Origin of the sequence: Candidatus Poriferisocius sp., assembly GCF_965208355.1 — a bacterium.
GTDB lineage: Bacteria > Actinomycetota > Acidimicrobiia > Acidimicrobiales > Bin134 > Poriferisocius.
This window is the reverse complement of record NZ_CBDBOM010000003.1, coordinates 2,099,077-2,121,277: the sequence shown is the minus strand read 5'-3', so window position 1 is coordinate 2,121,277 and position 22,201 is coordinate 2,099,077. Positions and strand designations below refer to the sequence as shown.

At 66.5% G+C, this 22,201-nt stretch carries 22 protein-coding genes, 3 tRNA genes, 1 pseudogene and 1 riboswitch; of the genes and pseudogenes, 18 read left to right on the top strand and 8 right to left on the bottom strand.

The features are described from left to right. Window position 1 precedes the first annotated feature (1 nt). Entirely contained in the window at window positions 2-736 is a 735-nt protein-coding gene (locus tag ACOGXH_RS11185) for a dihydrofolate reductase family protein (protein ID WP_419929180.1), read from the bottom strand. Between the two features lie 350 nt (window positions 737-1,086). Between ACOGXH_RS11185 and ACOGXH_RS11180 the strand changes: the two genes are divergently transcribed. From ACOGXH_RS11180 to ACOGXH_RS11170, 3 genes are all read left to right on the top strand, one after another. Further along, window positions 1,087-3,849 carry a vitamin B12-dependent ribonucleotide reductase gene (locus ACOGXH_RS11180; RefSeq protein WP_419929179.1) on the top strand — a complete coding sequence of 921 codons (2,763 nt, stop codon included), beginning with the start codon at window positions 1,087-1,089 and terminating at the stop codon, window positions 3,847-3,849. Window positions 3,850-3,942: 93 nt separating this feature from the next. Then, a complete protein-coding gene (locus ACOGXH_RS11175) occupies window positions 3,943-5,037 on the top strand; it encodes a Zn-dependent alcohol dehydrogenase (protein WP_419929178.1) in 1,095 nt (364 codons plus the stop codon). A 35-nt stretch (window positions 5,038-5,072) separates the two neighbouring features. Continuing rightward, a complete protein-coding gene (locus ACOGXH_RS11170) occupies window positions 5,073-6,686 on the top strand; it encodes an alpha-amylase family glycosyl hydrolase (protein ID WP_419930364.1) in 1,614 nt (537 codons plus the stop codon). Between the two features lie 12 nt (window positions 6,687-6,698). Here ACOGXH_RS11170 and ACOGXH_RS11165 read toward each other — a convergent pair whose 3' ends face one another. From ACOGXH_RS11165 to ACOGXH_RS11155, 3 genes are read right to left on the bottom strand one after another with little or no spacing between them, the layout of a single operon-like run. Beyond that, complete coding sequence (locus tag ACOGXH_RS11165; protein WP_419929177.1) at window positions 6,699-7,574, bottom strand: 3-keto-5-aminohexanoate cleavage protein; 876 nt, start codon at window positions 7,572-7,574, stop codon at window positions 6,699-6,701. Between the two features lie 10 nt (window positions 7,575-7,584). Beyond that, window positions 7,585-8,370 carry an SDR family NAD(P)-dependent oxidoreductase gene (locus tag ACOGXH_RS11160; RefSeq protein WP_419929176.1) on the bottom strand — a complete coding sequence of 262 codons (786 nt, stop codon included), beginning with the start codon at window positions 8,368-8,370 and terminating at the stop codon, window positions 7,585-7,587. A 40-nt stretch (window positions 8,371-8,410) separates the two neighbouring features. Continuing rightward, on the bottom strand, window positions 8,411-8,866 hold the full coding sequence (locus ACOGXH_RS11155) for a nuclear transport factor 2 family protein (protein ID WP_419929175.1): 456 nt from the start codon (window positions 8,864-8,866) through the stop codon (window positions 8,411-8,413). An 80-nt stretch (window positions 8,867-8,946) separates the two neighbouring features. Between ACOGXH_RS11155 and lgt the strand changes: the two genes are divergently transcribed. From lgt to ACOGXH_RS11110, 9 genes are all read left to right on the top strand, one after another. Beyond that, a complete protein-coding gene (lgt, locus tag ACOGXH_RS11150) occupies window positions 8,947-9,861 on the top strand; it encodes a prolipoprotein diacylglyceryl transferase (protein ID WP_419930363.1) in 915 nt (304 codons plus the stop codon). A 63-nt stretch (window positions 9,862-9,924) separates the two neighbouring features. Further along, window positions 9,925-11,091 carry a DEAD/DEAH box helicase gene (locus tag ACOGXH_RS11145; RefSeq protein WP_419929174.1) on the top strand — a complete coding sequence of 389 codons (1,167 nt, stop codon included), beginning with the start codon at window positions 9,925-9,927 and terminating at the stop codon, window positions 11,089-11,091. A 52-nt stretch (window positions 11,092-11,143) separates the two neighbouring features. Continuing rightward, window positions 11,144-11,287, top strand: a riboswitch (SAM-I-IV-variant riboswitch). A 51-nt stretch (window positions 11,288-11,338) separates the two neighbouring features. After that, window positions 11,339-12,595 carry a homoserine O-acetyltransferase MetX gene (metX, locus tag ACOGXH_RS11140; RefSeq protein ID WP_419929173.1) on the top strand — a complete coding sequence of 419 codons (1,257 nt, stop codon included), beginning with the start codon at window positions 11,339-11,341 and terminating at the stop codon, window positions 12,593-12,595. Further along, the gene (locus ACOGXH_RS11135; protein ID WP_419929172.1) at window positions 12,585-13,814 is read left to right on the top strand and encodes a trans-sulfuration enzyme family protein; all 1,230 of its coding nucleotides are present in this window, start codon (window positions 12,585-12,587) and stop codon (window positions 13,812-13,814) included. Before metX ends, ACOGXH_RS11135 begins: the two co-directional genes overlap by 11 nt. A gap of 3 nt (window positions 13,815-13,817) precedes the next feature. Next, a complete protein-coding gene (locus tag ACOGXH_RS11130; protein WP_419930362.1) occupies window positions 13,818-14,624 on the top strand; it encodes a DNA-formamidopyrimidine glycosylase family protein in 807 nt (268 codons plus the stop codon). A 17-nt stretch (window positions 14,625-14,641) separates the two neighbouring features. Further along, window positions 14,642-14,977, top strand: a complete 336-nt coding sequence (locus tag ACOGXH_RS11125) for a hypothetical protein (protein WP_419929171.1) — start codon at window positions 14,642-14,644, stop codon at window positions 14,975-14,977. Next, the gene (locus ACOGXH_RS11120) at window positions 14,977-15,204 is read left to right on the top strand and encodes a hypothetical protein (RefSeq protein WP_419929170.1); all 228 of its coding nucleotides are present in this window, start codon (window positions 14,977-14,979) and stop codon (window positions 15,202-15,204) included. The genes ACOGXH_RS11125 and ACOGXH_RS11120 overlap by 1 nt, the downstream gene beginning before the upstream one ends. A 9-nt stretch (window positions 15,205-15,213) precedes the next feature. Further along, window positions 15,214-15,816 carry a DUF4202 domain-containing protein gene (locus ACOGXH_RS11115; protein WP_419929169.1) on the top strand — a complete coding sequence of 201 codons (603 nt, stop codon included), beginning with the start codon at window positions 15,214-15,216 and terminating at the stop codon, window positions 15,814-15,816. A gap of 49 nt (window positions 15,817-15,865) precedes the next feature. Next, window positions 15,866-15,938 (top strand) — tRNA-Gly (locus ACOGXH_RS11110). On the opposite strand, the gene ACOGXH_RS11105 is transcribed toward ACOGXH_RS11110, so the two are convergent. From ACOGXH_RS11105 to ACOGXH_RS11090, 4 genes are read right to left on the bottom strand one after another with little or no spacing between them, the layout of a single operon-like run. Further along, complete coding sequence (locus ACOGXH_RS11105; protein WP_419929168.1) at window positions 15,930-16,865, bottom strand: hypothetical protein; 936 nt, start codon at window positions 16,863-16,865, stop codon at window positions 15,930-15,932. The two genes, ACOGXH_RS11110 and ACOGXH_RS11105, sit on opposite strands and share 9 nt — an antisense overlap. A gap of 30 nt (window positions 16,866-16,895) precedes the next feature. Further along, window positions 16,896-17,873, bottom strand: a complete 978-nt coding sequence (locus ACOGXH_RS11100; protein ID WP_419929167.1) for an LLM class flavin-dependent oxidoreductase — start codon at window positions 17,871-17,873, stop codon at window positions 16,896-16,898. Between the two features lie 24 nt (window positions 17,874-17,897). After that, complete coding sequence (locus tag ACOGXH_RS11095) at window positions 17,898-18,848, bottom strand: DUF7065 domain-containing protein (RefSeq protein WP_419929166.1); 951 nt, start codon at window positions 18,846-18,848, stop codon at window positions 17,898-17,900. Window positions 18,849-18,869: 21 nt separating this feature from the next. Next, window positions 18,870-19,556: an alpha/beta hydrolase gene (locus ACOGXH_RS11090; RefSeq protein WP_419929165.1), complete on the bottom strand. Its 687-nt coding sequence runs from the start codon at window positions 19,554-19,556 to the stop codon at window positions 18,870-18,872. An 81-nt stretch (window positions 19,557-19,637) separates the two neighbouring features. Here ACOGXH_RS11090 and ACOGXH_RS11085 point away from each other — a divergent pair. The 6 genes and pseudogenes from ACOGXH_RS11085 to ACOGXH_RS11060 all read left to right on the top strand — a co-directional run. Continuing rightward, window positions 19,638-19,711: transfer RNA gene (locus ACOGXH_RS11085), tRNA-Cys, on the top strand. Between the two features lie 43 nt (window positions 19,712-19,754). Next, complete coding sequence (locus ACOGXH_RS11080) at window positions 19,755-20,108, top strand: hypothetical protein (RefSeq protein WP_419929164.1); 354 nt, start codon at window positions 19,755-19,757, stop codon at window positions 20,106-20,108. A gap of 276 nt (window positions 20,109-20,384) precedes the next feature. Further along, window positions 20,385-20,624 carry a DUF1778 domain-containing protein gene (locus ACOGXH_RS11075; RefSeq protein WP_419929163.1) on the top strand — a complete coding sequence of 80 codons (240 nt, stop codon included), beginning with the start codon at window positions 20,385-20,387 and terminating at the stop codon, window positions 20,622-20,624. A 109-nt stretch (window positions 20,625-20,733) separates the two neighbouring features. Then, on the top strand, window positions 20,734-21,144 hold the full coding sequence (locus ACOGXH_RS11070) for a GNAT family N-acetyltransferase (protein WP_419929162.1): 411 nt from the start codon (window positions 20,734-20,736) through the stop codon (window positions 21,142-21,144). Between the two features lie 274 nt (window positions 21,145-21,418). Further along, window positions 21,419-21,492: transfer RNA gene (locus ACOGXH_RS11065), tRNA-Cys, on the top strand. Continuing rightward, window positions 21,461-21,913, top strand: a pseudogene (locus tag ACOGXH_RS11060) (copper resistance CopC family protein); the annotation flags it as partial. The gene ACOGXH_RS11065 and the pseudogene ACOGXH_RS11060, both read left to right, overlap by 32 nt. Window positions 21,914-22,201: the final 288 nt, after the last annotated feature.

Genomic DNA, 22,201 nt, shown 5'->3' with positions numbered 1-22,201 from the left:
GTCAATGGGCGAGGTAGCGCAGAAACAGGGTGTGGTCTTGGGCCAGCACTCGATCAAGGCGAAGCTGCTGGAGGCGGGCCGGCGCGTCCTTGGCCATCCTCGAGGAGTCGCCGCCGGCCAGTGTCGGCGAGATTGTCCAGCACACTTCGTCCAAGAGCCCCGCGGCCAACAGTTGCCCGTTGAGAGTGGGCCCGCCTTCGGCCAGCACCACAGAGGCGCCCAACTGGCCGATCCGGGCCATCGCCGCGGTCAGGTCCACCCGGTCGGTGCCCATGCGATGAACCTCGGCCACCTCGTCGGCCTGGGCCACCCTGTCGGCGGGCGGCTCGGTCACGGTGAACAGCAGCGGCGGCGGGCTGTCGCCGAAAACCGGGGCGGTGAAGTCCAAGTCCAGCGAGCGGCTCACCACCGCCAAGCGGGGACGGGGCGCCTGGTTGCGGGTCGCTCGGTCAGCGGCCGCGTCCGGGCTGGATTTTGGCGGTCCGTAGCCCTCGCGCCGCACCGTCTCGGCGGCCACCACCACCACATCGGCCACCGACCGGATGGCCGCGAACACCCGCCGGTCTACGGGGCTCGACAGGCCTGCCGACACGCCGTCGGCCGACGTGGCGCCGTCGGCCGAGGTGACCATATTCAGCATCAGCCACGGGCGGTCGGGGTGCGGGATGCGGCTGTCGGACGCATAGAGCGCGACCGGGTCGACGTCGGAGACGAACCGAGGAAACAGCTGATCCACGTGCTGTCGACGGTAGCAGGCAGATCAGTTCGCCACGTCTTGAGAAATTCACCTGAAATCCACAGGGAATCCCCCTTATCCTCCTTACGGTCCACAGGCACGATGCTCTACCGTGACCTATTGCTGCGGTGTGAGTGGCCGGAATGGTGGCTGACGCCGACGACCATAGTGGGGTTCAGGCGACTCCTTGAGGGGTCCAGCCCGTTGTTTGGGCGGGCTGGCGTGTCCGGTGCAGGCACGCCTCATGAAGAGGCTCCTTTGACCTGGCCGCTCACGCCGCAGCCTCATTCGAGCAAGGATAAAATGAATGCGGTATGCGCCATAAGAGCTGCATCCGTTGAGGAGTGCTGATGGCTCTGGCATCTGACCGCACCAGAATCGGGCTGCGCCGCCATTTCAGCCGTGCTGATGTCCACCCCTACGACGAGGTGGAATGGCATCGTCGCGACGCCCGAATCACCAGCGCAGACGGCGAGGTGGCCTTCGAGCAGACCAACGTGGAATTCCCCCAGAGCTGGTCGGTCAATGCCGGCAACATCGTGGCCCAAAAGTACTTCCGGGGGGGTTTGGGCACGCCGGAGCGGGAGACGTCGCTGCGCCAGGTGATCGACCGGGTGGTGGACACGCTGGTGGCGTGGGGCACCGAGTCGGGGCACTTGGCCGAGCCCGAGGAGGCCGAGGCGTTCGGCGATGAGCTTCGCTGGCTGCTGGTCCGCCAACGGGCAGCATTCAACTCCCCGGTCTGGTTCAACCTCGGGGTTCCCGGTGCCGTCCCCCAGTCCTCGGCCTGCTTCATCCTGTCGGTTGACGACACCATGGAGTCGATCCTCGACTGGTACGGAGAGGAGGGCCGGATCTTCAAGGGGGGTTCGGGAGCCGGTGTCAATCTGAGCCGGATCCGGTCTCGGAAAGAGAGGATGAGCGGCGGGGGGGCACCCAGCGGCCCGGTGAGCTTCATGCGGGGTGCCGATGCCTCGGCTGGCACCATCAAGTCGGGGGGCAAGACCCGGAGGGCGGCCAAGATGGTGGTGCTCGACGCCGACCATCCCGACGTGTCCGAGTTCATTTGGTGCAAGGCCGTCGAGGAGCGCAAGGCCCGGGCCCTGCGAGATGCCGGATTCGACATGGACTTGGACGGCGCCGATGTCCACTCCATCCAATACCAGAACGCCAACAACTCGGTGCGGCTCAGCGACGCCTTCATGGCGGCGGCGGTCGACGACGGGGAATGGCAGCTCAACGCCCGCACCACCGGCGAAGTGGTGGAGACGGTGCCAGCCCGTTCAATTCTCACCCAGATCGCCGAGGCCGCCTGGGAATGCGCCGATCCCGGGGTGCAGTTTGAGACCACCATCAACCGCTGGAATACCGCGGCCCATACCGGCCGCATCACCGCCAGCAACCCCTGTTCGGAGTACCTCCACCTGGACAACTCGGCCTGCAACTTATCCAGCTTGAACCTGCTGTCGTTCGTCGACGCCGACGGGGCGTTCGACACCGACGGATTCAGCGCCGCAGTCCGGGTGATGACCGTGGCCCAGGAGATTCTGGTGGGCCCGTCGCACTATCCCACCGAGCAGATCGGGGCCACCACCCGCCGGTTCCGACAGTTGGGCCTGGGCTACGCCAACCTGGGGGCGATGCTCATGGCCCTGGGCCTGGCCTATGACTCCGACGAGGGTCGGGGCCTGGCCGCTTCGGTCACCGCGTTGATGACCGGCGTGGCCTACGAGACATCGGGGCGCATGGCCGCTCGCCTCGGACCGTTCGAGGGATTTGCCGAGAACCAGGAGCCCACCCGGCGGGTGCTGCACATGCACCGGGACGCATTGAACCGGCTGGAGGGCGAGCCGGTGCCCCCCGACGTTCTCGACGCCGCCCGGGCCGCGTGGAACGCCGCGGTGGAATGGGGCGACACGGTCGGGGTCCGCAATTCGCAGGCCACCGTGCTGGCCCCCACCGGAACCATCTCGTTCATGATGGACTGCGACACCACCGGCATCGAACCCGATTTGGGCCTGGTCAAGACCAAGAAACTGGTAGGGGGCGGCACCATGCCCATCGTCAACCAGACGGTGGACAGGGCCCTACATCGCCTGGGCTACAGCCCCGACCAAGTCACCGACATCGAGGCCCATGTCCATACCCGGGGCACGGTGGTGGGCGCTCCCCATTTGGAGCTGGCTCACCTGCCGGTATTCGCCTGCTCGATGGGCGACAACGTGATCTCCCCCAGCGGCCACGTGAAGATGATGGCCGCAGTACAGCCCTGGCTCTCGGGGGGCATCAGCAAGACGGTGAACGTCCCCGAGGACACCACGGCCGGCGAGATCGAGCAGCTCTTCGTGGACGCCTGGCAGATGGGCGTGAAGGCTCTGGCCGTGTACCGGGACAACTGCAAGCTGGGCCAGCCCCTCTCGGTATCCGACTCTGGTGGCGCCGTGTCTCACCATGCCGCGGTATCCGACTCCTCGGCCGCCCAGCCCGATCAGGCTTCGGACTCGGCGACGGCGGCGCAGCCGAAGCGCCGGCGGCTGCCCCGGTTGCGTACCAGCCGCACCTTTGAGTTCCGAGTGGCCGATTGCAAGGGATTCGCCACCGTCGGGGAGTACGAGGACGGCAGCCCTGGCGAGATCTTCATTCGGGTCTCCAAGCAGGGAACCACCCTGGCCGGGTTCATGGACTCGTTCGCCATGGCGGTGAGCCACGGACTGCAATACGGAGTGCCCCTGCGGGCCTATGTGGACGCCTTCACCGGCATGCGCTTCGAGCCGGCTGGGATGACCGACGACCCCGACATCCGCATCGCCACCAGCCTCATCGACTACCTGTTCCGCCGACTGGCGGTGGAGTACCTCGAGCCCGAGGAACGCCACGAACTGGCGATATTCACCACTGACGAGCGCATTCAACCCACCCTGCCCGGGGTAGAGGAGCAGGTTCCGATCACCGTGCCCAGCGACATCGTGGAGCCCGACCCGCCGTCGCCGTACACTCGCCGGACCCCCCTGGATGCCCACGCGCCCGTCTGCTACGACTGCGGCGTGCTCATGGTCCGGGCTGGCAGCTGCCACGCCTGCCCCGACTGCGGCTCCACCTCCGGCTGCTCCTGACCGGCGTATAGGGCCGCTGGGGCTTCGGCATTGAAGCATCTCCCGTTGGTAGTTTGACGGGGCTTGTCAAGGGGCTAGGCAGGAGAAGAATCCATGAGAGCAGCGCTGTTTTTGGACGGGCACGAAGACTTGGTGGTGGACGAGGTGGACGTGGCTGCCCCGATCGGCAGCGAGGTGCTGATTCACACCGCGGCCTCAGGACTGTGCCACAGCGACCTGCACTTCATGGAGACCGAGGGCTGGGTCGTTCCTAGGCCCATCGTGTTGGGCCATGAGGCCGCCGGTGTGGTGGAGGCGGTGGGCCCCGACGTGCGCGAAGTGCAGCCCGGCGACCACGTCATCTGCTGTCTGTCGGTTTTCTGCGGGCGCTGCGACTTCTGCTTGAGCGGCCAGCCCTATCTGTGCGTGCAGAGCCGGGTCGACTGTGTTCGCTCCGAAGACCAGCCCGCCCGGCTCAGCCGCGGGGGTCAAGAAGTAAACCAGTTCGCCAACCTGTCGTCGTTCGCCGAGCAGATGCTGGTGCACGAGAACGCGGTGGTGAAGGTCCGCGAGGAAATGCCGCTTGACCGGGCCGCGCTCATCGGCTGCGGGGTCACCACCGGAACTGGTGCGGTGTTCCGCACCGCCGGTGTGGGGCCCGGCGCCTCGGTGGCGGTGATCGGCTGCGGCGGGGTGGGCATGTCGTCGCTCCAGGCCGCCCGCATTGCCGGCGCAACCACGATCATCGCAGTCGACCTCGAGCCCCGGAAGCTGGACACCGCCCTGCGCTTGGGTGCCACCCACGCGGTCAATCCCGCCGACGGCGACCCAGTGGAACAGGTCATGGAGCTGACCGGCGGGGGAGTGGACTACTCCTTCGAGGCCATCGGCCTAGCCGTCACCGCCCAGCAGGCGTTCGGGATGATCCGCCGGGGGGGAACGGCCACGGTGATGGGCATGATCCCGCCGGGTTCCAAGGTGGAGATCGAGGGCCAGGAGCTGTTCATGTCGGACAAGCGCCTCCAGGGGTCGCTGATGGGCTCCAACGTTTTCCGCGTCGACATGCCCCGACTCGTCGACCTTTACCTCGACGGCCGGCTGCTGCTCGACGAGATGGTCTCGGCCACCATCGGCCTCGACGACGTGAACGACGGCTTTGCCGCCATGAAGGCGGGCGACGTGGTGCGCAGCGTCATCGCCTTCGACTGAGCAAGACCCTCCCGCACTGACAGGCGCTCGTGACCATGGCCCATGACAACCTCCGCTGGTGGGACCGCGAGGTGGGCTATGAGGTGTATATCCGGTCGTTCGCCGACGGCAACAACGACGGGGTTGGCGACTTTCCCGGCCTAACCGAGAAGCTGGACTACCTGGCCTGGCTCGGGGTTGGCATCGTGTGGATCACCCCCTTCTACCCGTCGCCCATGGCCGATTTCGGCTATGACGTGGCCGACTACACCGGGGTCGACCCCCTCTTCGGCACCCTGGACGACTTCGACGCCTGCATTGCCGAAGCCCACCGGCTGGGCCTGCGGGTGCTCATCGACCTGGTTCCCAACCACACCTCCGACCAGCACCCGTGGTTCCAGGCCTCTCGCTCTGATCCCGACAGTCCCATGCGGGGCTTCTACCACTGGCGGGACCCCGCCCTGGGAGGCGGTCCGCCCAACAACTGGGTGTCGCACTTCGGAGGGCCGGCCTGGACTTTCGACGAGGCCAGCGAGCAGTACTACCTGCACTTGTTCCTGCCCGAACAGCCCGACCTCAACTGGTCCAACCCCAATCTGGTGCGGGAGTTCGACCAGGTCCTGACCTTCTGGCTCGACCGGGGAGCTGACGGGTTCCGCATTGACGTGGCCCATGGCCTGGTCAAGAACATGCTCATGCCCGACAACCCCCAGCGCTATCCGGTCACCCCCGACATGGGCCCCCGTCAGGTGTTCGACAGCTATGAGCATCGCTATGACTTGGACCAGGCCGGCAACACCGCCATCTACCGCCGGTGGCGGGACATCGTCGAGCCCTATGACGCTCTCTTGCTGGGCGAGGTATACCTAAGGGACAACAACCCCAACCGGGCCAGCCGCTATGTGGCCAACCAAGACGGTCTGCACCGGGCCTTCTACTTCCCCCCCATGCACACCCCCTGGAAACCATCGGCCATGTGGTCCACGTTCCGCGATGCCCTCGACGCCGCCCCCCGGGACTTCTCCTGGGCGGTCAGCAGCCACGACGACCCCCGGGCCCCCACCCGGCTCGGAGGCGGGGAGCTCGGCCAGTCACGGGCGCTGGCTTACTGCGTGCTTATGTTCTCCCTGCCCGGCCTGCCGTTCCTCTATCAGGGCGACGAGCTGGGCCTCGCCGATGTCGACATTCCCCCTGACCGGTGCCAGGACCCGGTGGCGGTTCGCAACCGGAATCCCTCCAACGGACGAGATGGCTGCCGGACCCCGATGCCGTGGGCGCCGGGACCGGAGGCCGGCTTCACCGACGGCGCCGAGCCGTGGCTGCCGATGGACCGCACCGACGGCGAGTCGGCCGCCGCCCAGCGCGACGATCCTCAGGCGATTCTCCACAAGTACCGGGAGCTGTTGGCCTTGCGCCGGGAGCTGCACGACCTCCACGCCGGTGGGCTGGAATGGCTGACCGACCGGACAAGCCCGGTGATCAGCTTTCGGCGGGGCAACACCGTATGCGCGCTCAACGCCGGTGACGTGGCGACCGACCTCCAACTCCCGCCCGGCCAGTGGCGTCTGGCGTTCTCCTCCCAGCAACCCGCCGGCGCGGTGGCCGACTCGGCCGTCAGCCTCGACGCCCCCGAAGGGGTTCTGTTGGTGAGAGTCCCGGACTCGGCCTGAACAGAACGCCGCTCAGCCCAGGCCCAGCATCGCCCGGGTCTGGTCGACGGTGGCCAGATCGGCCCCCGCCTCAGCGATGCAGCCGGCCAGCGCAGCCACGACGTCGGCGTTGGTGGGGGTGCCCAGCTCCAGGTAGGGGTAGTCGCCCAAACCGGCGATGAGGTGCCCGCCCCGGGCAATCACCTCGGGGGCCAAGGGGCGCAGGTCGGCCCCATAGGCCAGACAGCCCCACACCGCCCGGCCGTCGTCGGGCAGGAAGCGGGTCATGGCGTCCAGCCCGTCCACCGTGGCCGGATGCCCCGACAGCCATGAGTTCGATAGGGTCACCTCGCCATAGCCCGGCGCCGCCATATCGCCGGTGTCCAGGAACGCCGACAGCAGCCGGGCCGACCCCACCGTCCAGAGCGCCCCCATCGGCTTCATCCCCGCCTCGGCCACATCGGCCACCATTTCTCGCAGCGCCCGCAGCGGGGTCACATACACGATGTCGGGGTTGCCGAACTCGCCGGTGGCCGGGTCGAAGGGGTCGATGTTGAAGCTGCCCAGATCGATGGGGGCCAGCTCGGGCCGGGTGGCCGGATCGGCGGCCATCTCCAGCACCGGTGCCAGCCGAGCGTGGGGATCGGGAACGGTGGAGGCCCCCAGGGTGGGCATCAGTATCAGGTCGCAGGCGGCGCGCACCCCGGCTACCACCGAACCCAGGGTCTCGGCGTCCCACACCGGTGCCCCGGTGGCCGGTTCCCGACCGTGGAAGTGGTACACCGAAGCCCCGGCCTCGGCGCAGGCCACTGCATCAGCGATCAGCTCTTCGATCGACCAGGGAACATTGGGGTTGGCCTCTCGGCCGGTGTACTCATTGGCACGGACCTCGATGAACACGGGGGACACGGAGGTACTCCTACAGGGTGGTGGCGTAGCCGCCGTCCACCGGGATCACCGCGCCGGTCAGATAGGCGCCGCCCCGACCGGACAAGAACACGACCGCCCCGGCCATGTCGTCGGGCCGCCCGAGCCTGGCCAGGGGAGTGTCGGCCATGATCTCGTCGCCGAAGGTGTCCAGGGTGTGGGCCATCATCTTGGTGTAGAACACCCCGGGGGCAATGCAGTTCACCGTGATGTGCTGGGGGGCCAGTTTCTTGGCCAGCACCCGGGTCATGTGGTGGACCGCAGCCTTGCTGGCCGAATACGAGTAGTTCTCGATATCGGGGGCTTGGAGCCCCTGCACCGAGCCCACGTTGATCACTCGGGCTGGATCGTCGGCCGAGGCCGCCTCCTCAAGCAGCGGAATCAGGGCCACGGTCAGCTGGAACACCCCCTTGACGTTCAGGTTCATCACCCGGTCCCACGCCGCGTCGGGGAATTCTGCCATCGGCGCCCCCCAGGTGGCCCCGGCGTTGTTGACCAGGATGTCCAGCCGCTCGGTACGCTCGCCTACCGCCTCGGCCAAACCCACACATCCCTCCTCGGTGGAGCAGTCGGCGGCGATGGCCTCCACGGGACCGATGGCCGACAGCTCTGCCACCGCCTCGTCAAGCTGCTCCTGTCGGCGGGAGGAGATGATCACTCGGGCGCCGGCGCCCAGGAGGCCCTCGGCGAACATGGCGCCGATGCCCCGGCCGCCCCCGGTGACCAGGGCAGTCTTACCGTTTAGGCCGAACAGATTGGCAGGAGTGAGATCGGTCATGAGTTCTCTCCTTCGGGGCGAGGCGAGTTGGAAGCCGAGCTCACAGTTTCAGCTCGAACAGCAGATGGCGGCTGAGGTCGCCGAGCTGGTCCACCAGCATGGTCCGCTGGTCGAAACACCATTCGCCGTCGATGCGGTGGAAGGTGTCGTGGTATCGGCCGGTGATGATGGGTTGCAGCGGGAAGTCGTCGAGCTGCTGGAAGACGGTGTAGTAGGAGCGGGCCGAAGCGGTCCCCGCGTCGTCGTCCACCTCGATGATGGCGTTAGTGGTGACGTGCTTGGTGCGGGGGGTGCCGCAGGGGTAGAGGCGGGTGGAGCCCTGGTACATCCCCAGCACCTCATCGCGCCCGGATACCGCCGTTTCCACCGGTGCCTCGGGAGAGGCCACGATCCGCCCGTTGGCGAACAGGTCGGCCACCCCCTCTAGATTCCCGGCGTCAATCCGCTCAGCGTAGGTGTACATGAGGTTTTCAATCTGTCTCGCGCTGTCGACCATGGGGAGAATCTAATCAGATCGCCCGCGGCCTGGGATAAGTGGCCGGGCCCGCCGCGTGGCAGAGTAGGGCGGTGACATTGATGTCCATTCCCAGCCCGGGCTCCGACAGCCTGGACATCGGCTCCCTGGAACTGCGGGCCTATGGCCTGATGATCGCCCTCGGAGTACTGGCCGCCACTTGGCTGTTCCACCGGCGGTTCGTCCAGCGGGGCCATTCCCCCGAGCTGGCCAGCTCGATCACCGTGTGGGCGGTGATTGCCGGGCTGATCGGATCGCGGATCTACCACGTAATCACAGATTGGAAGACCTACCAGGGCAATTGGGGTGAGGTCTGGCAGATATGGGAGGGGGGCTTGGGCATTACCGGCGGGGTGGTCGCCGCCGCGGCCGTCATATGGGTGTACGCCCGCCAAAAGGGCATCCCCATGTCCACAATCGCCGACTCGGCGGCCCCCGCCCTCCCGTTGGGCCAGGCCATCGGGCGGTGGGGGAATTGGTTCAACCAAGAGCTGTACGGGCGGCCCACCGATCTGCCGTGGGCGCTGGAGATCGACCCCGAGCACCGCCGCTTCCAGTATCTGAACGACGAAACCTTCCACCCAACGTTCCTTTACGAGTGCATCTGGAACCTGGCCTTGGTCGGAGCCCTGCTGTGGGCGGGCAAGCGCTTCACCCTGAAGCCGGGCCGTCTGTTCGGGCTGTACGTGCTGGGCTATTCCCTCGGCCGGCTGTGGATCGAGTTCATCAGGGTGGATTTTGCCAGCGAGCTGGCCGGCGTGCGGGTGAACATCTGGGTGATGCTGGCCCTGATCCTCGGCTCGGTGGCCTATCTGCTCTACGGCCGAGGTGGCGACAGCGACGAGGAATCGGAAGAAGAAGCCCCTGAGGACCCGTCATCAGACGAATTGACCCCTGAGTCCGACGAACCGACTCCGGACGCCGATGAGCCGGTATCTGACGAACCAGTCGCCGAAAACGTCTCTTTGGAGACCTGAACCCGGTAACCTAAGAGAGCGGGCTGGCGATCTTTCCGCTTCCTTTCGCAGCCCGGATCACAGATGACAGAAGAATTCCGCGTTTTGGGCGTGGCCTCAGACCTGGTGGCCTCGCTCAAAGAACGGGGCATCCAGACCCCGTTCCCCATCCAAACTCTCACCATCCCCGATGCCATGGCTGGGCGGGATGTGTGCGGCAAGGCCAAAACCGGTTCGGGCAAGACCCTGGCCTTCGGCCTGCCCTTGGTGGAGAACCTCTCCCATGCCGACTCCCATTGGGTGCGAGGCCTGATCCTGGTTCCCACTCGGGAGCTTGCCTTGCAGGTGGCCAATGAGCTGCACCCGCTGGCCCGGTGCCGAGACCTCGACCTGGCCCCGGTCTATGGCGGTGCGCCCATCGAAGACCAGATCAGCAAGATAAAGGATGGACTCGACGTCATCGTGGCCACCCCCGGACGGCTCATCGACCTCATCGACCGCAAGGCAGTGTCGGTGGCCAAATTGGAGATCGTGGTGGTGGACGAGGCCGACCGCATGGCTGACATGGGGTTCTTGCCTCAGGTGGAGTGGATCCTGCGCCATGTGGAGTCCCGCCACCAGACCATGCTGTTCTCCGCCACCCTCGACGGGGCGGTGGACGCCCTGGTCCGCCGCTACCAGAGTGATCCGGTTCGCCATGAGGTCCAGTCCCGACAGGTGACGGTGGACGAGATGAAGCACCGGTTCGTGGCTGTTCATGAGATGGACAAGGTCAAGGTGGCCGCGGCCATCATCCGGGCCTCCAAGCGCACGCTGGTGTTCTCTGCTACCCGCCACGGGTGCGACCGGCTCAGCCGCAAGCTAAAGGCCGAGAACGTCCGAGCCGAGCCCATCCACGGCGACCTCCGCCAAAAGGCCCGGGAGCGCTCGCTGGCCCGATTCGCGTCTGGCGAGATCCAAGCGCTGGTAGCCACCGACGTTGCCGCTCGGGGCCTGCACATCGACGACGTGGACGTGGTGATCCACTACGACCCGCCGCCCGACCACAAGACCTACCTGCACCGCTCCGGCCGCACCGCCCGAGCCGGAGAGACGGGCATGGCCGTCACGCTGTCGCTGTGGAACGAGGAGCTGGAGGTGAAGCGTCTCCAGCGCCGCCTGTCGCTGGACATGCCCATTGTGGAGATGTTCTCCAACGACGACCGGCTCGAATCCCTCGAGCGATGGGATCCGGTGGCCGAGCCCGTTTGAGGCCTCAAACAGTAAAAGGTTGAGCTTTAGACCGGCTCCCCGCTACCCTTGTGGGGTACATCGAGAGCGGCTCGCCGCCCGGCACAGTGTGTTCGGGAGGGGAGTCCAGCAACCTGGGAGGGACACCCAAGGTGCTCGCCCGCTTCGGCGGGGGATGTGGCCTCTGGCCAAGGCGGAGGCAACCAAGTGTCCGAGTTTGACCGCTGCGCCGACAGTGGCCCTCCCCTAAGCAGACGAAGGGAGGACCATGCCCAGAGGCAAGAAGCGCTCCGCCTCGGATCGTCCTCCCTCGGAGCCAGCCGAGAACACCCCGGCAGCTCCCCATCCCCGGGGCTACAGCACCGACCTGCCGGTAACCGGCGCATGGAAGCCCGGCGACCCCGTCGGCAATCGCCAGTTCTACACCCTGGAGCGCCCCCACAACTTTGAGCTGGAGGGCGGCGGAGCGCTGCGGGAGGTCACGCTGGCCTATGAGACCTGGGGAGAGCTGGCCCCCGACGGTTCCAACGCCGTTCTGATCTGCCACGCCCTCACCGGTGACTCGCATGTGGCGGGCGACGCCGGACACGGCCACCCCACCCCCGGCTGGTGGGGCGAGATGGTCGGCCCCGGCAGGGTCCTGGACACCAACGAGCTGTATGTGGTGTGCGCCAACGTGCTCGGCGGCTGTCAGGGCACCACCGGGCCGGCATCGCCCGACCCCGATACCGGTGAGCCCTACGGCTCGTCGTTCCCCACCGTGACGGTGCGCGACATCGTGCGCACCCAGCGCCGGCTGGCCGACCACCTAGGCGTCAAGCGGTGGCTGACGGTGGTCGGAGGCTCCATGGGGGCCATGCAGGCCCTGGAGTGGGGGGTCATGTTCCCCGATCGGGTGAGCTCGGTGTGCTCGCTGGCCGGCTGCATGGCCGCCAGCGCTCAGCAGATCGGCTGGTCGGCGGTGGGCCGCACCGCACTGGCACTCGACCCCAACTGGCAGGGAGGCGACTACTACGACAACCCGCCCGGCCAGGGTCCCCACGCCGGTTTGGCCATTGCCCGGTCGCTAGCCCAGATCACCTATCGGTCCGATGAGGTGTTCGAAGACCGCTTCGGCCGGGAGCTGTTCGACATCCACTCGGTGTACGGCGCCTGGGACCGGTTCCAAGTGGAGTCGTACCTCGACTACCACGGGGAGAAGCTGGTCCGCCGGTTCGACGCCAACACCTACTTGGTGCTCAACCGGGTGATGGACTTGCACGACATCGGCCGGGACCGGGGCGGCATCGCTGGTGCTGTATCCCGGATGAAGGCACCGGTGCTTTCGCTGAGCATCACCAGCGACGCCCTTTACCCGCCCCGCCAGCAGGTGGAGCTCCACGACGCGGTGGTTGCCGCGGGCGGCCGATGTGTGTACACCGTGGTGGACAGCCCCCACGGCCACGACGGCTTCCTGCTCGAAGTCGAGGCGGTGGGCCAGGCCATCAAGGACTTTCTAGAGAAGGTGGGCAGCAGTGTCGACTGAGACGGGCTGGGACGAGGCTGGCCAGGAGTCGGTGGCCGCCCCCGACCCGGCGGGGTTTGCCCATCCCGACACGTTGGCCGTGCTGGCCGGTCGGCGCTCGGGTGGGGCCGAACTGGCCCCTGCGCTGTTCCCCACCACCACGTTCCGCATCCCCTCGCTCGAGGCCGGCCAGCGCATGGCGCTCGACCCCACCGAGAGCCATTACTACACCCGCAACGGCAATCCCACCGTGGCGGCCTTCGAAGAGGCCATGGCCACCCTCGAAGGCGCCGAGGCCTCCCGGGCCTTCGCCTCGGGCATGGGCGCGGTGAGCTGCGTGATCCTGGGCCTGTGCTCGGCGGGCGACCACATCGTGGCCCAGCGCCAGCTCTACTCCGGCACCCAGTTCCTGCTCCAGGCGGTGTGCCCTCGATTCGGGATCGATGTGACCTTCGTGGACGGCACCGAGCCGGGAGCGTTCCAAGCTGCGATGCGACCGGGCCGGACCATGCTGGTGTTCGCCGAGACCCCGGCCAATCCCCGCCTCGACCTGGTCGATCTAGAGGAGCTGGGCGCCATCGCCGGCCCGCTGACCGCGGTGGACTCCACCTTCGCCCCACCCAGCATCACCCGGCCGCTGGACTACGGGGTCGACCTAAGCCTGCACTCGGCCACCAAGGGCCTCGGCGGCCACAACGACACCACCCTGGGGGTGGTGTCGGGCAGCGCCGAGTTGATCGCGTCGCTGTGGGGGTTCGCCATCTTGCAGGGGGCCAACGCCGCCCCATTCGACGCCATGAACGGCCTGCGGGGCCTGCGCACCCTGGGCGTTCGCCTGGAGCGCCAGAGCGCCACCGCCCAGCAGCTGGCCGAGGCGCTGTTGGGCCATCGCGGGGTAGAGGAAGTGCGCTATCCCGGGCTGGTCTCCCATCCCCAGCACGAGCTGGCCAAGCGGCAGATGAAGATGTTCGGCGGACTGCTGGCCTTCGACCTCGCTGGCGGGCACGAGGCGGGGGAGCGGTTCGTGGAAGCGGTGAAGCTGGCCCAGGTGGCCACGTCGCTGGGTGGCCCTGAAACGCTGGTCACCCACTCGGCATCCACCACTCACGCCGGGCTGACCCCCGATGAGCTGGCCGCCGCTGGCATCGGGCCGGGCACGGTGCGGGTGTCGGTGGGCCTGGAGCACGGCGACGATGTGGTGGCCGACCTGCTGCACGCGGCTGACAAGGCGATGGCATAGAGGCTGGTTTCGCTGCCTGAGATCATCGAGGTCGAGTACTACCGTCGGGCCGCCGAAGCTGCGGTGGGCCGCAGTGTCTCGGCGGTTCATGCTCCCGACGACTGGTTCATCAAGGGAGGGGCCGATGCCCAAGCGCTAAGCCTCGCCTTTACTGGACAAACTGTCGTCGGGCTGCGCCGCACAGGCAAGCTGCTGATGATGGACTTCGGCGACCCCGACGGCCCGCCGAACGCAGTGCTGGGCCTGCGGTTTGGCATGACCGGGAGGCTGGTGGTGGACGACCATGCGGTCATCGAGAAGTTGGAGTACTCCAGCGCCCGGGTGCTTCCCGAATGGCGCCGCTTCGAGCTGCGCTTCGACGACGAGGGGACCCTGGTCGTAGTCGACCCCCGGCGTCTGGGCGGCGTAGAGCTGAACCCCGATGACTCCCGAATGGGTCCTGATGCCTTCGAGCTGGCTACCGAGGAGTTGGCCGCGGCCTTGGAGGGGAGCCGAACTGCGTTGAAGGCCCGGCTGCTGGACCAGCACCGGGTGGCCGGTCTGGGCAACCTGCTGGTAGACGAGATTCTGTGGCGAACCGGGCTTGACCCGGCCCGGGAGGCTGATTCGCTCGACGGGTCCGAGCATGAGCATCTGGCCGAGGCCATCCGCACGACGGTGGCCGAGTTGGCCCAGCGGGGCGGCTCGCACACCGGCGATCTCCACTTGGCTCGAGTCAGGGGCGGATCATGTCCTCGAGACGGCGAGCTGCTGGACCGGCGGACCATCGGCGGGCGCACCACCTACTCCTGTCCTCAACACCAGCGTTGACCGCCACTGCGGTGGCCATGAGCCGTGCGAGACTGGACGCCGTGCAATCAAAGGGGCTGCTTGTTGGAGCCTTGCTCCTGGCGATCCTGTGGGGGACGGTCGCCACGGGATCCGCCGCTGGGGCTCCTTGGCTGGCTGATCCGGTGGCCCAGGCCGGTCAGACGGAGGCCGAGCCCATCCCGTCGCCATCGGATTCCGACGATGAAATCCAGCTGGTGATGGCCCTGCTGATCGCGGTGGCAGTCATCGCCCTGCTGGGCACGTTCGTCTACTGGGTGCGCACCGGTGACGGCTCTCGCAGGGGCGATGAAGATCCGCCGGACATCTCCGAGCCACAAGATACGCTCGGGTGATGGCCGACGAACTGGACGTGGAGGCGATGATCACCCGGTTCCGGGAGCGGGCCGAGGCGGTAAGGAACCGCCCGCTGCCGCCGGTGGGCGGCGAAGAGCGGACGTTGTTCATCCGCCGGGCCCAGGAGGACTTCCAGGATTTCGCCATCATCGGCGACGCCTCCGGTGCCATCGAGGACGGAATTCTGGTGTTGCGGGTGGACCTGCGCCCGCCCGCCGATTCCTGACTGAATAGCATGGTCACCGACGCTGTGATCCCGAGCGACCGGCTCAAGGCCGCGTTGGCCGCCATCGACCAGGCCAACGCCGATGATCCCCACACCATCGAAGTCGATGGCCAAGCCCGGCCCAAGGAGCAGGCCCACGCCGAGCTGATGACCGAGTGGGTGCAGCGCCTCAACCCCTATGCCCACGATGCCCAGCTGGTGGCCGCTCGAGCCCATCACTTGCGACGCTGGGCGCTGCCCCGCTCCGACTACCCCGAGGGCCGGGCCGGCTACCTGCGGTGGCGCACCGCCCAGGCCAAGCGCCATGCCGCCGAGGTGGCCGACATCGTCACCGCAGTGGGCTACGACGACGCCTTTGCCGCCGACGTGTCGGCAATTGTGGCCAAGAGGGGTTTGGCCACCGACCCCCGGGTGCAGACCCATGAGGACGCCCTGTGCCTGGTGTTCCTCCAAACCCAATTTGATGAATTGGCCGACAAGCTGGGCGACGACCACATGGCCGAAGTACTGGCCAAAACTCTGGCCAAGATGAGTCCCGCCGCCCGTCGCATTGCCCAAGACCTGGAGTTGAGCGAGCGGGCCGCGGTCCTGCTGGAGGCGGCCGCCAGCTGACCTATTGCTGTGAGTGTCCCAACGGCAGCTTGCTATGCTGGACCGTCCTGCGGATGTAGCTCAGTTGGTAGAGCGACACCTTGCCAAGGTGTAGGTCGCCGGTTCGAGCCCGGTCATCCGCTCCCAGCAGCAAACGCATAGGCTTCCGGCGGAGTGGCCGCCGGGTCTTTGTACAGCGTGATCCGGCACGGCTCCGCGTCCATCCCCTTGGGGCACTGGATCACCGGCCACGGCACCCCGGTCTGCTCCATGGGCACTATGAAATGCATCACCGAAACGTGGGTTCGGTAGATGGGCGCGGGACCGTTGCCAAAGGTGAGGGGATGGTCCTCGGCCACCACCGCCAGGTCCAGCGTCTCCCCGTAGCAGCCGTCGGACACCTGGCGACCGCATGTCCCGCACGGATGCAGTGTGATAACGAAGGCGTCGTCGGTCTCTCCCACGGTGATGTCGGCGAAGTTGCCCTTCTGCATGCCAGCCCACTGGCGCACTCGCACCTCGGCCGGCCGGGCCACATCGTGGGGCATCCATCCCAGCAGTGTCTGCTCACCCGCGAAGCGGATGCTCGCCTCCAGCACATCGGGTCCCCAGGCCCGGTACACCTGCGACAGCACCGAGGCCACCCGGTCGCGCTCCACATCGTGGATGCGCCGGTAGCTGGCCTCCAAGGCGTGGAAGGCGGCCAGAGCGGCCTCGTGGTCGCCCGCTTCGATGAGCCCCGCGATCGCGTCGGCCCGGTCGGGTTGGTGGCGGCCTGACACGTCCTCGTCGGTCAAACCGTGTAGCAGCGCCGAGCGATAGGCATCGTCGGCCGAGCCAATCATGGCCAGTCCGTCAGCCCCGTAGCGCTCGTCCACGAAGCGCTGGGTTTGGGCGATCCACGCCCCGAACCCGTCGATGAAGTTCCGATAGGCCCGGTCGATGCGCCGGAGCGTTTCGACGGCGGCTTCGGGGCTCTCCGCCAGGGCGTCGACCAGATCGGCCCGGGGCGGCTGGCTGAGTTTGGCCAGCTCCTCGGGGCTCAACAGGCGCTCGCCGGAATCAACCATCGGCGGTGTCCTCGTTTAGCGGTGCTGCCATCACCCATCGGCAGCCAGCAGCGGCATGACCCGGTTCTTGGTCAGCTCCAGGCTCTCCCAGCCGATGGCGGGATCGATGCCACCCACCAACGGGTGCAGCATGGCGCTGCCCTTGTCCCGCACCAGCTGGGCGCACTCCTCGGGGGTCAGCACATCCCATTGGCCGCTGGCCGCCAGCCCGGCCACGTCGTCGGCGTCCACCGCGGTGAGATTGTGATGGTCGTTGTATTGCCAGCTGTTGTACAGCCCAGCGTCGTACAGGGCGTGGCGCTCGATGGCCGCCCAGGTGCGCTCCGGGTCCTCGGTGACCATGACCATCGACGGGCCGTCGGGCACGATGGCGAACGGGGTCTCATAGCCCAGCCGGGCCGCCTCGGCGTAGTAGAGGTCGGCCAGCGACTGGTCGGGGGTGGAGGGGGAGAATGGCAGGCCCAGCCGGGCGGCCCGCAGGGCTGAGGCCCGCACCGAGCCGCCCACCATCAGCACCGGGTGGGGCTGGGTCACCGGCTTGGGGGTGACCCAGATGGTGCGCCCCTCGTGCTCGAACGGCTCGCCGCTCCAGCACCGCAGGATCAGCTCGATGGCCTCCTCGGTGTCTCGGCCCCGGCGGGTGCGGTCTTTGTCGAACATGTCGAACTCGAACTCCCGGTAGCCCACGCCCATGGTCACCGACAGGCGGCCCGGCGCCATCAGGTCGATGGTGGCGATGTCCTCGGCGATGCGGATGGGGTCGTGGAACGGCAGCAACAGCGCCGAGATGGCCACCATCACATTGTCGGTGCGGGCCAACGCCGCGCTGGCCAGCACCAGCGGGGAGCACATGAAGCCGTCGTCGGCCCCGTGGTGCTCCGACACGATGACGGTGGCGATGCCGTTGTTGTCGCACCACGACACCATGTCCAGGTACTCGCGGTGCAGCTGGGCGTGGGTGACATCGGCGAACGGGGGGACTCGCAGTTCGAATCGGCAGGTGAACATGGCGCAGACCCTACTGGCGCCGGTCTATTGGCGGAGGCTGCGGCGGTAGGCGGACCACTGGTCGGGGCGCCAGCAGTCCTGGTCCTCACCCCAGCCGGTGCCGCCGTCAAAGTCCCAGGCGGTGGTGCTCACCCAGGTGAGCATCTTGGGATAGGGGTTGAAGATGATGCGGCTCACCGGGGTGCCAGTGGCCCGAAGCTCCCGGCCCATCTCGTCCACCGCCTCGATCTCGAAGGCGGTGGCGTAGCCGTGGACGGGATCCCGCTCCACCCGGCGCTCGCCGCTCTTGATGTCGGCCCTCACGCCGTCGCGCAGGTAGTAGCCGGCGTTGATCGGGTCGCTGTCAGCCTTGGGCAGCGAGTAGCACAGAAAGGCGCTCTGTGACGACGTGGTGGCGAAGGCGTAGCCGATGCGGAAGCCCTGGAGGTCGGAGCGGGGCCCCCACGACCGGTCCCGCATGGCGCAGCAGTCCACGTCAATGTCCTCGCCGTGGAGGCGGATGCGCCCGGTGACCCGGCCGGGCTGATCGATGTGGCTCGCGATGGTGAACGGGGGCTCGCCCCGGGTGAACACATGCGGCGGGGTGAGGGCGTCGAAGCGCAGCTCGGCCTCGAACATGTCCTTGTAGGGGTAGCGGTAGCCCAGCTCGTAGCTGGTGAGCGGCTCGATCACCTTCACCCGCATCCCGGTGGGCAAGGTGGTATCGCGCAGGTCGAGGCCCTCGGGCAGCGGGATGCTGTGGTTGTAGTCGAAGAACGGCACCTCCCACGGCAGGTAGGCGGTGTCGTCCCACACGAGGGTGCCGCCCCCGCAGATGCCCAGATTGGGGCGGATCCAGGTGTATAGGTAGCCCATCAGGTTGCGCTCGGGGACGCAGAATGCGTACCAGCAGGTCTCGGTCTCCCACGGGTGATCCGAATGCGGGTGGAAGTTGTCGTCCTCGGGCCCAACCAGGGCGTCTTCAGCTGCTCCCACGAATGTGCTCCTTCATCTCGTTCATCTGGCCGCGTGCTCGGCGAAGCGAGCGGGAATCCACTCGGCGAGCGTAGCGGCGATCTCATCGGCCACCGAGGCCAGCCCGTGGTCGGCCTCGGGATACACCACGAGCTCGCCGCCCCCGGCCAGGGCCCGCACCGCCTCGCTTGCCTGCACCGGCAAAATCTGGTCTTGCCCGCCATGCATGAGCAGCAGGGGAGTGGCGCCCAGGGCCGCCGCGTTCTCACATCCCGCCGACTGGGTGGCCAAACCCACCACCCCCGCCATGTGCTCCCCCAGGGCGATCCCCGCCTGCACCGCCACCGCACCCCCGAAGGAATGCCCCATGAAGATGAACCGACGCCCCTCCTCTCGAGCGGCTAAGTCGGCCGCGGCAGCCGCATCCAGCAAGCAGCGCTCGATGATCCCCGGCCGCCGGTAGTGCACCCGGATCACCGCGATGCCCTCCTCGGCCAAGTTCTCGCCCAACCGCAGATACAGCGCCCGAGCCGGCCCCAAAAGCCCTCCGATGGCCCCGCCCAAAGTGATCACCACATCAGTCGCATCCCGGGGCCCGTGCCACAACAGCGTCAAAAGCCCATCGGGGCAGTACACCTCCAAGTGCCGCATCCCCGGGCTCGCCTCGGCCTCCACGATGCCCATCACGTCGAGCAACTCCAACGGAGAGCGGACGCCGCCATCACTCATGGCCGACACCCTAAACCCCATGTGGAATGGTCAGCCCGATCCCATACACTGTCAGCGCTGGCCGCTCCGGCGGCCACACCTGCGCCGGTGCCCGAGCGGACTAAGGGAGTGGCCTGCAAAGCCATGATTCACGGGTTCAAATCCCGTCCGGCGCTCTACGGGATGTTGCATTGGCAATTGACTCTCTAACCTAAAGGCATGGGCAGCCAGGAGCGCCTTCCATCCGAACAGGTCATCATGGAATCCCCGTTGAGCTTCACGGGGTCGGCCAAGCGAATCATCCCAGCCGTTTATGGGAAGATGCCCAGGCGGCGATGGGCTGTACCTGTGGCCCCCGTGGTGGTCGCGCTAGTGATCTCAGTGGTTTGGGTTGGGGTGTTTTTCTGGTATCTGGTCTGGGGAGTGCTTCTGATTCCGTTCCGGTTGTTCCGCCGCTTGCAGCTCAAGTCCGAAGTTGATGAGTTGCGCCACCGGGAGATGCTTGATGCAATACGCGATTCAGACACAGCACGCGAGAGTGCTCCTGTGGATGAGGGTGGCCGCAACTCCTAGCTCCTACTCTTGATCCGTTTCGCCGAAATAGCTTCGTTGGCAGATCTTGAAGGCTCTGTCCGCCGACGTTTTTGATAAGGACTTCACGATGATCGTCAAGCCATACGAGCAGTCGGCGGGCCAGAAAGATCGCCGCCGGCATGCGGGACATCCGAGACAATCTGGATTGAAGTTTGAGAAACGATTTCTAAACTTTTGTGATAATTCGTTGCACTTCAATCTGCACGGCGGTACGGTGGCCGCAGCTCGACCCAAGCAAGATCGGAGGTGGGAGCGATGGGCGCCGAAAGGCAGTGGCAACAAGATGATCAGGCCGCCAAGGAGTCCTCGCCCCTCACCGATGTAGCTGCGATCTCTGCGGAGGACGCGTCTGGGCCGGTGCTCGCTGATCGCACGGAGTTCACGCTCAGCCCCGAAGATTGGGAGGCCTGGGAGGCCCTCCATGACCGTCCCGCCCAGGATCTGCCTGAATTGCGGGAGTTTTTGGCTGAGCCGGCTCCCTTCTTTGTCGACTGACTCCCGCTACCAGTAGCCGACACTGCTTGCAGCTGAGCACCGGCTGGACTTCTTTGAGTGCCGGTCAGCCGAACAGACGGCGTGGCTTCGTCAGCACGCGCGTCAGTCCATGGCCGCGAACATGGCGAGGGTATTCGTGGTCAACCAGTACAGCCAGGATGAAGTAGTCGCGTACTACGCCTGGTGCATGTCCTCGGTCAGGGCACCGGAGCTACCCAATCGGTGGAGGCGTGGTGTGGGCCGCTATTCCCAGCCGGTGGCGCTGCTGGCCAGGCTCGGTGTGGACCTTCGACACGAGAGGCGGGGAATCGGCAGAAGGCTCGTGCAAGATGTGATTGCTCGCGCCTCGGCGTTGGGCGATGAGATCGGATGTCGAGGCCTGCTGATTCATGCCGAAAATACCGACGCTCAGGACTTCTATCTCCGCCTAACGCCAGAGTTCGAACCTTCGCCCACTGACGACCTCCACCTTGTCCTCCTGATGAAGGACATCCACAAGACTTTGCCTCGGCGAATTTAGATAGGCAGGTTGAGGCCCCGCCTTCCTACCCCCGGCCCTTCGACGCATCCGTCCGGTCGCCGTCGATGTAGAGATTGGTCTTCAATCGCTGCTCCCAAGAAAAGACAGAGACCGCCGTCAGACGGCGGTCTCGACGCTACCGGCGAAGCGATAGGGGTGGTTCAGGGAATCTACCGGGAGTCCGGCGAACATCAATGGTCAACGATGAAGAGTGCTTCCTTGACCGGTGTGACAGTTTGAGCTCGACGGGATTGGGCATGCCGCGGCCACACCTGCGCCGGTGCCCGAGCGGACTAAGGGAGTGGCCTGCAAGGCCATGATTCACTGGTTCAAATCCCGTCCGGCGCTCCCACGGCAGAAGAGACGTTGTCCTTTGCTAGCTTCGAAGCCCATCAGGGGAACGTCCCGTTCTGCTCAACGGGTATTGGTTGCATCGTTACTAGTGCTGGTGGGCACCATAGTCCTGGCACTCTCCTGGCCCGAGTCACTGGCGGCTCACACCGAGTTGGAATCTTCCCAGCCCTCTGACGGGGACCTCGTCAGCCAATCGATCTCGCAGATTTCGCTCACTTTTTCCCGACCGGTTGAACCGGTCTCCAACGGGATGATCGCCTCCGATGAACGGGGCATCGAACATGAACCCGTTGCTGTCGACTCTGTCGACGGGAAGACCTGGACAATGAGCTACGAAGCGCCGCTTCCTGACGGCAGGTATGAGGTTTATTGGCGAGTAACGTCAGCCGACGGGCATTTCATCGAAGGGGCGTTCGCGTTCACTGTCGCTGTCCAAGAACCGGGGTCAGCTGTCTCTCCGTCGCCAAGCCTCCAAGAAACACAGGACGGGAAGACGACAGAACCCCTCGTCAATCCCACTGAGACAGGTGTATCTGCCACAAGGAGCGTTACGCCGACACCGACGTACTCGACTCCCGAAATGGAGAGTCCCTCCACCCAGCCAACGACAACTGCCGCCTCGACACCGGGTGCCACCTCAGGCAACGACGGTACGCGCCCAGCGCCGTCACCTACTGCGGCTCCCGCCGAGACCGCTATGGAA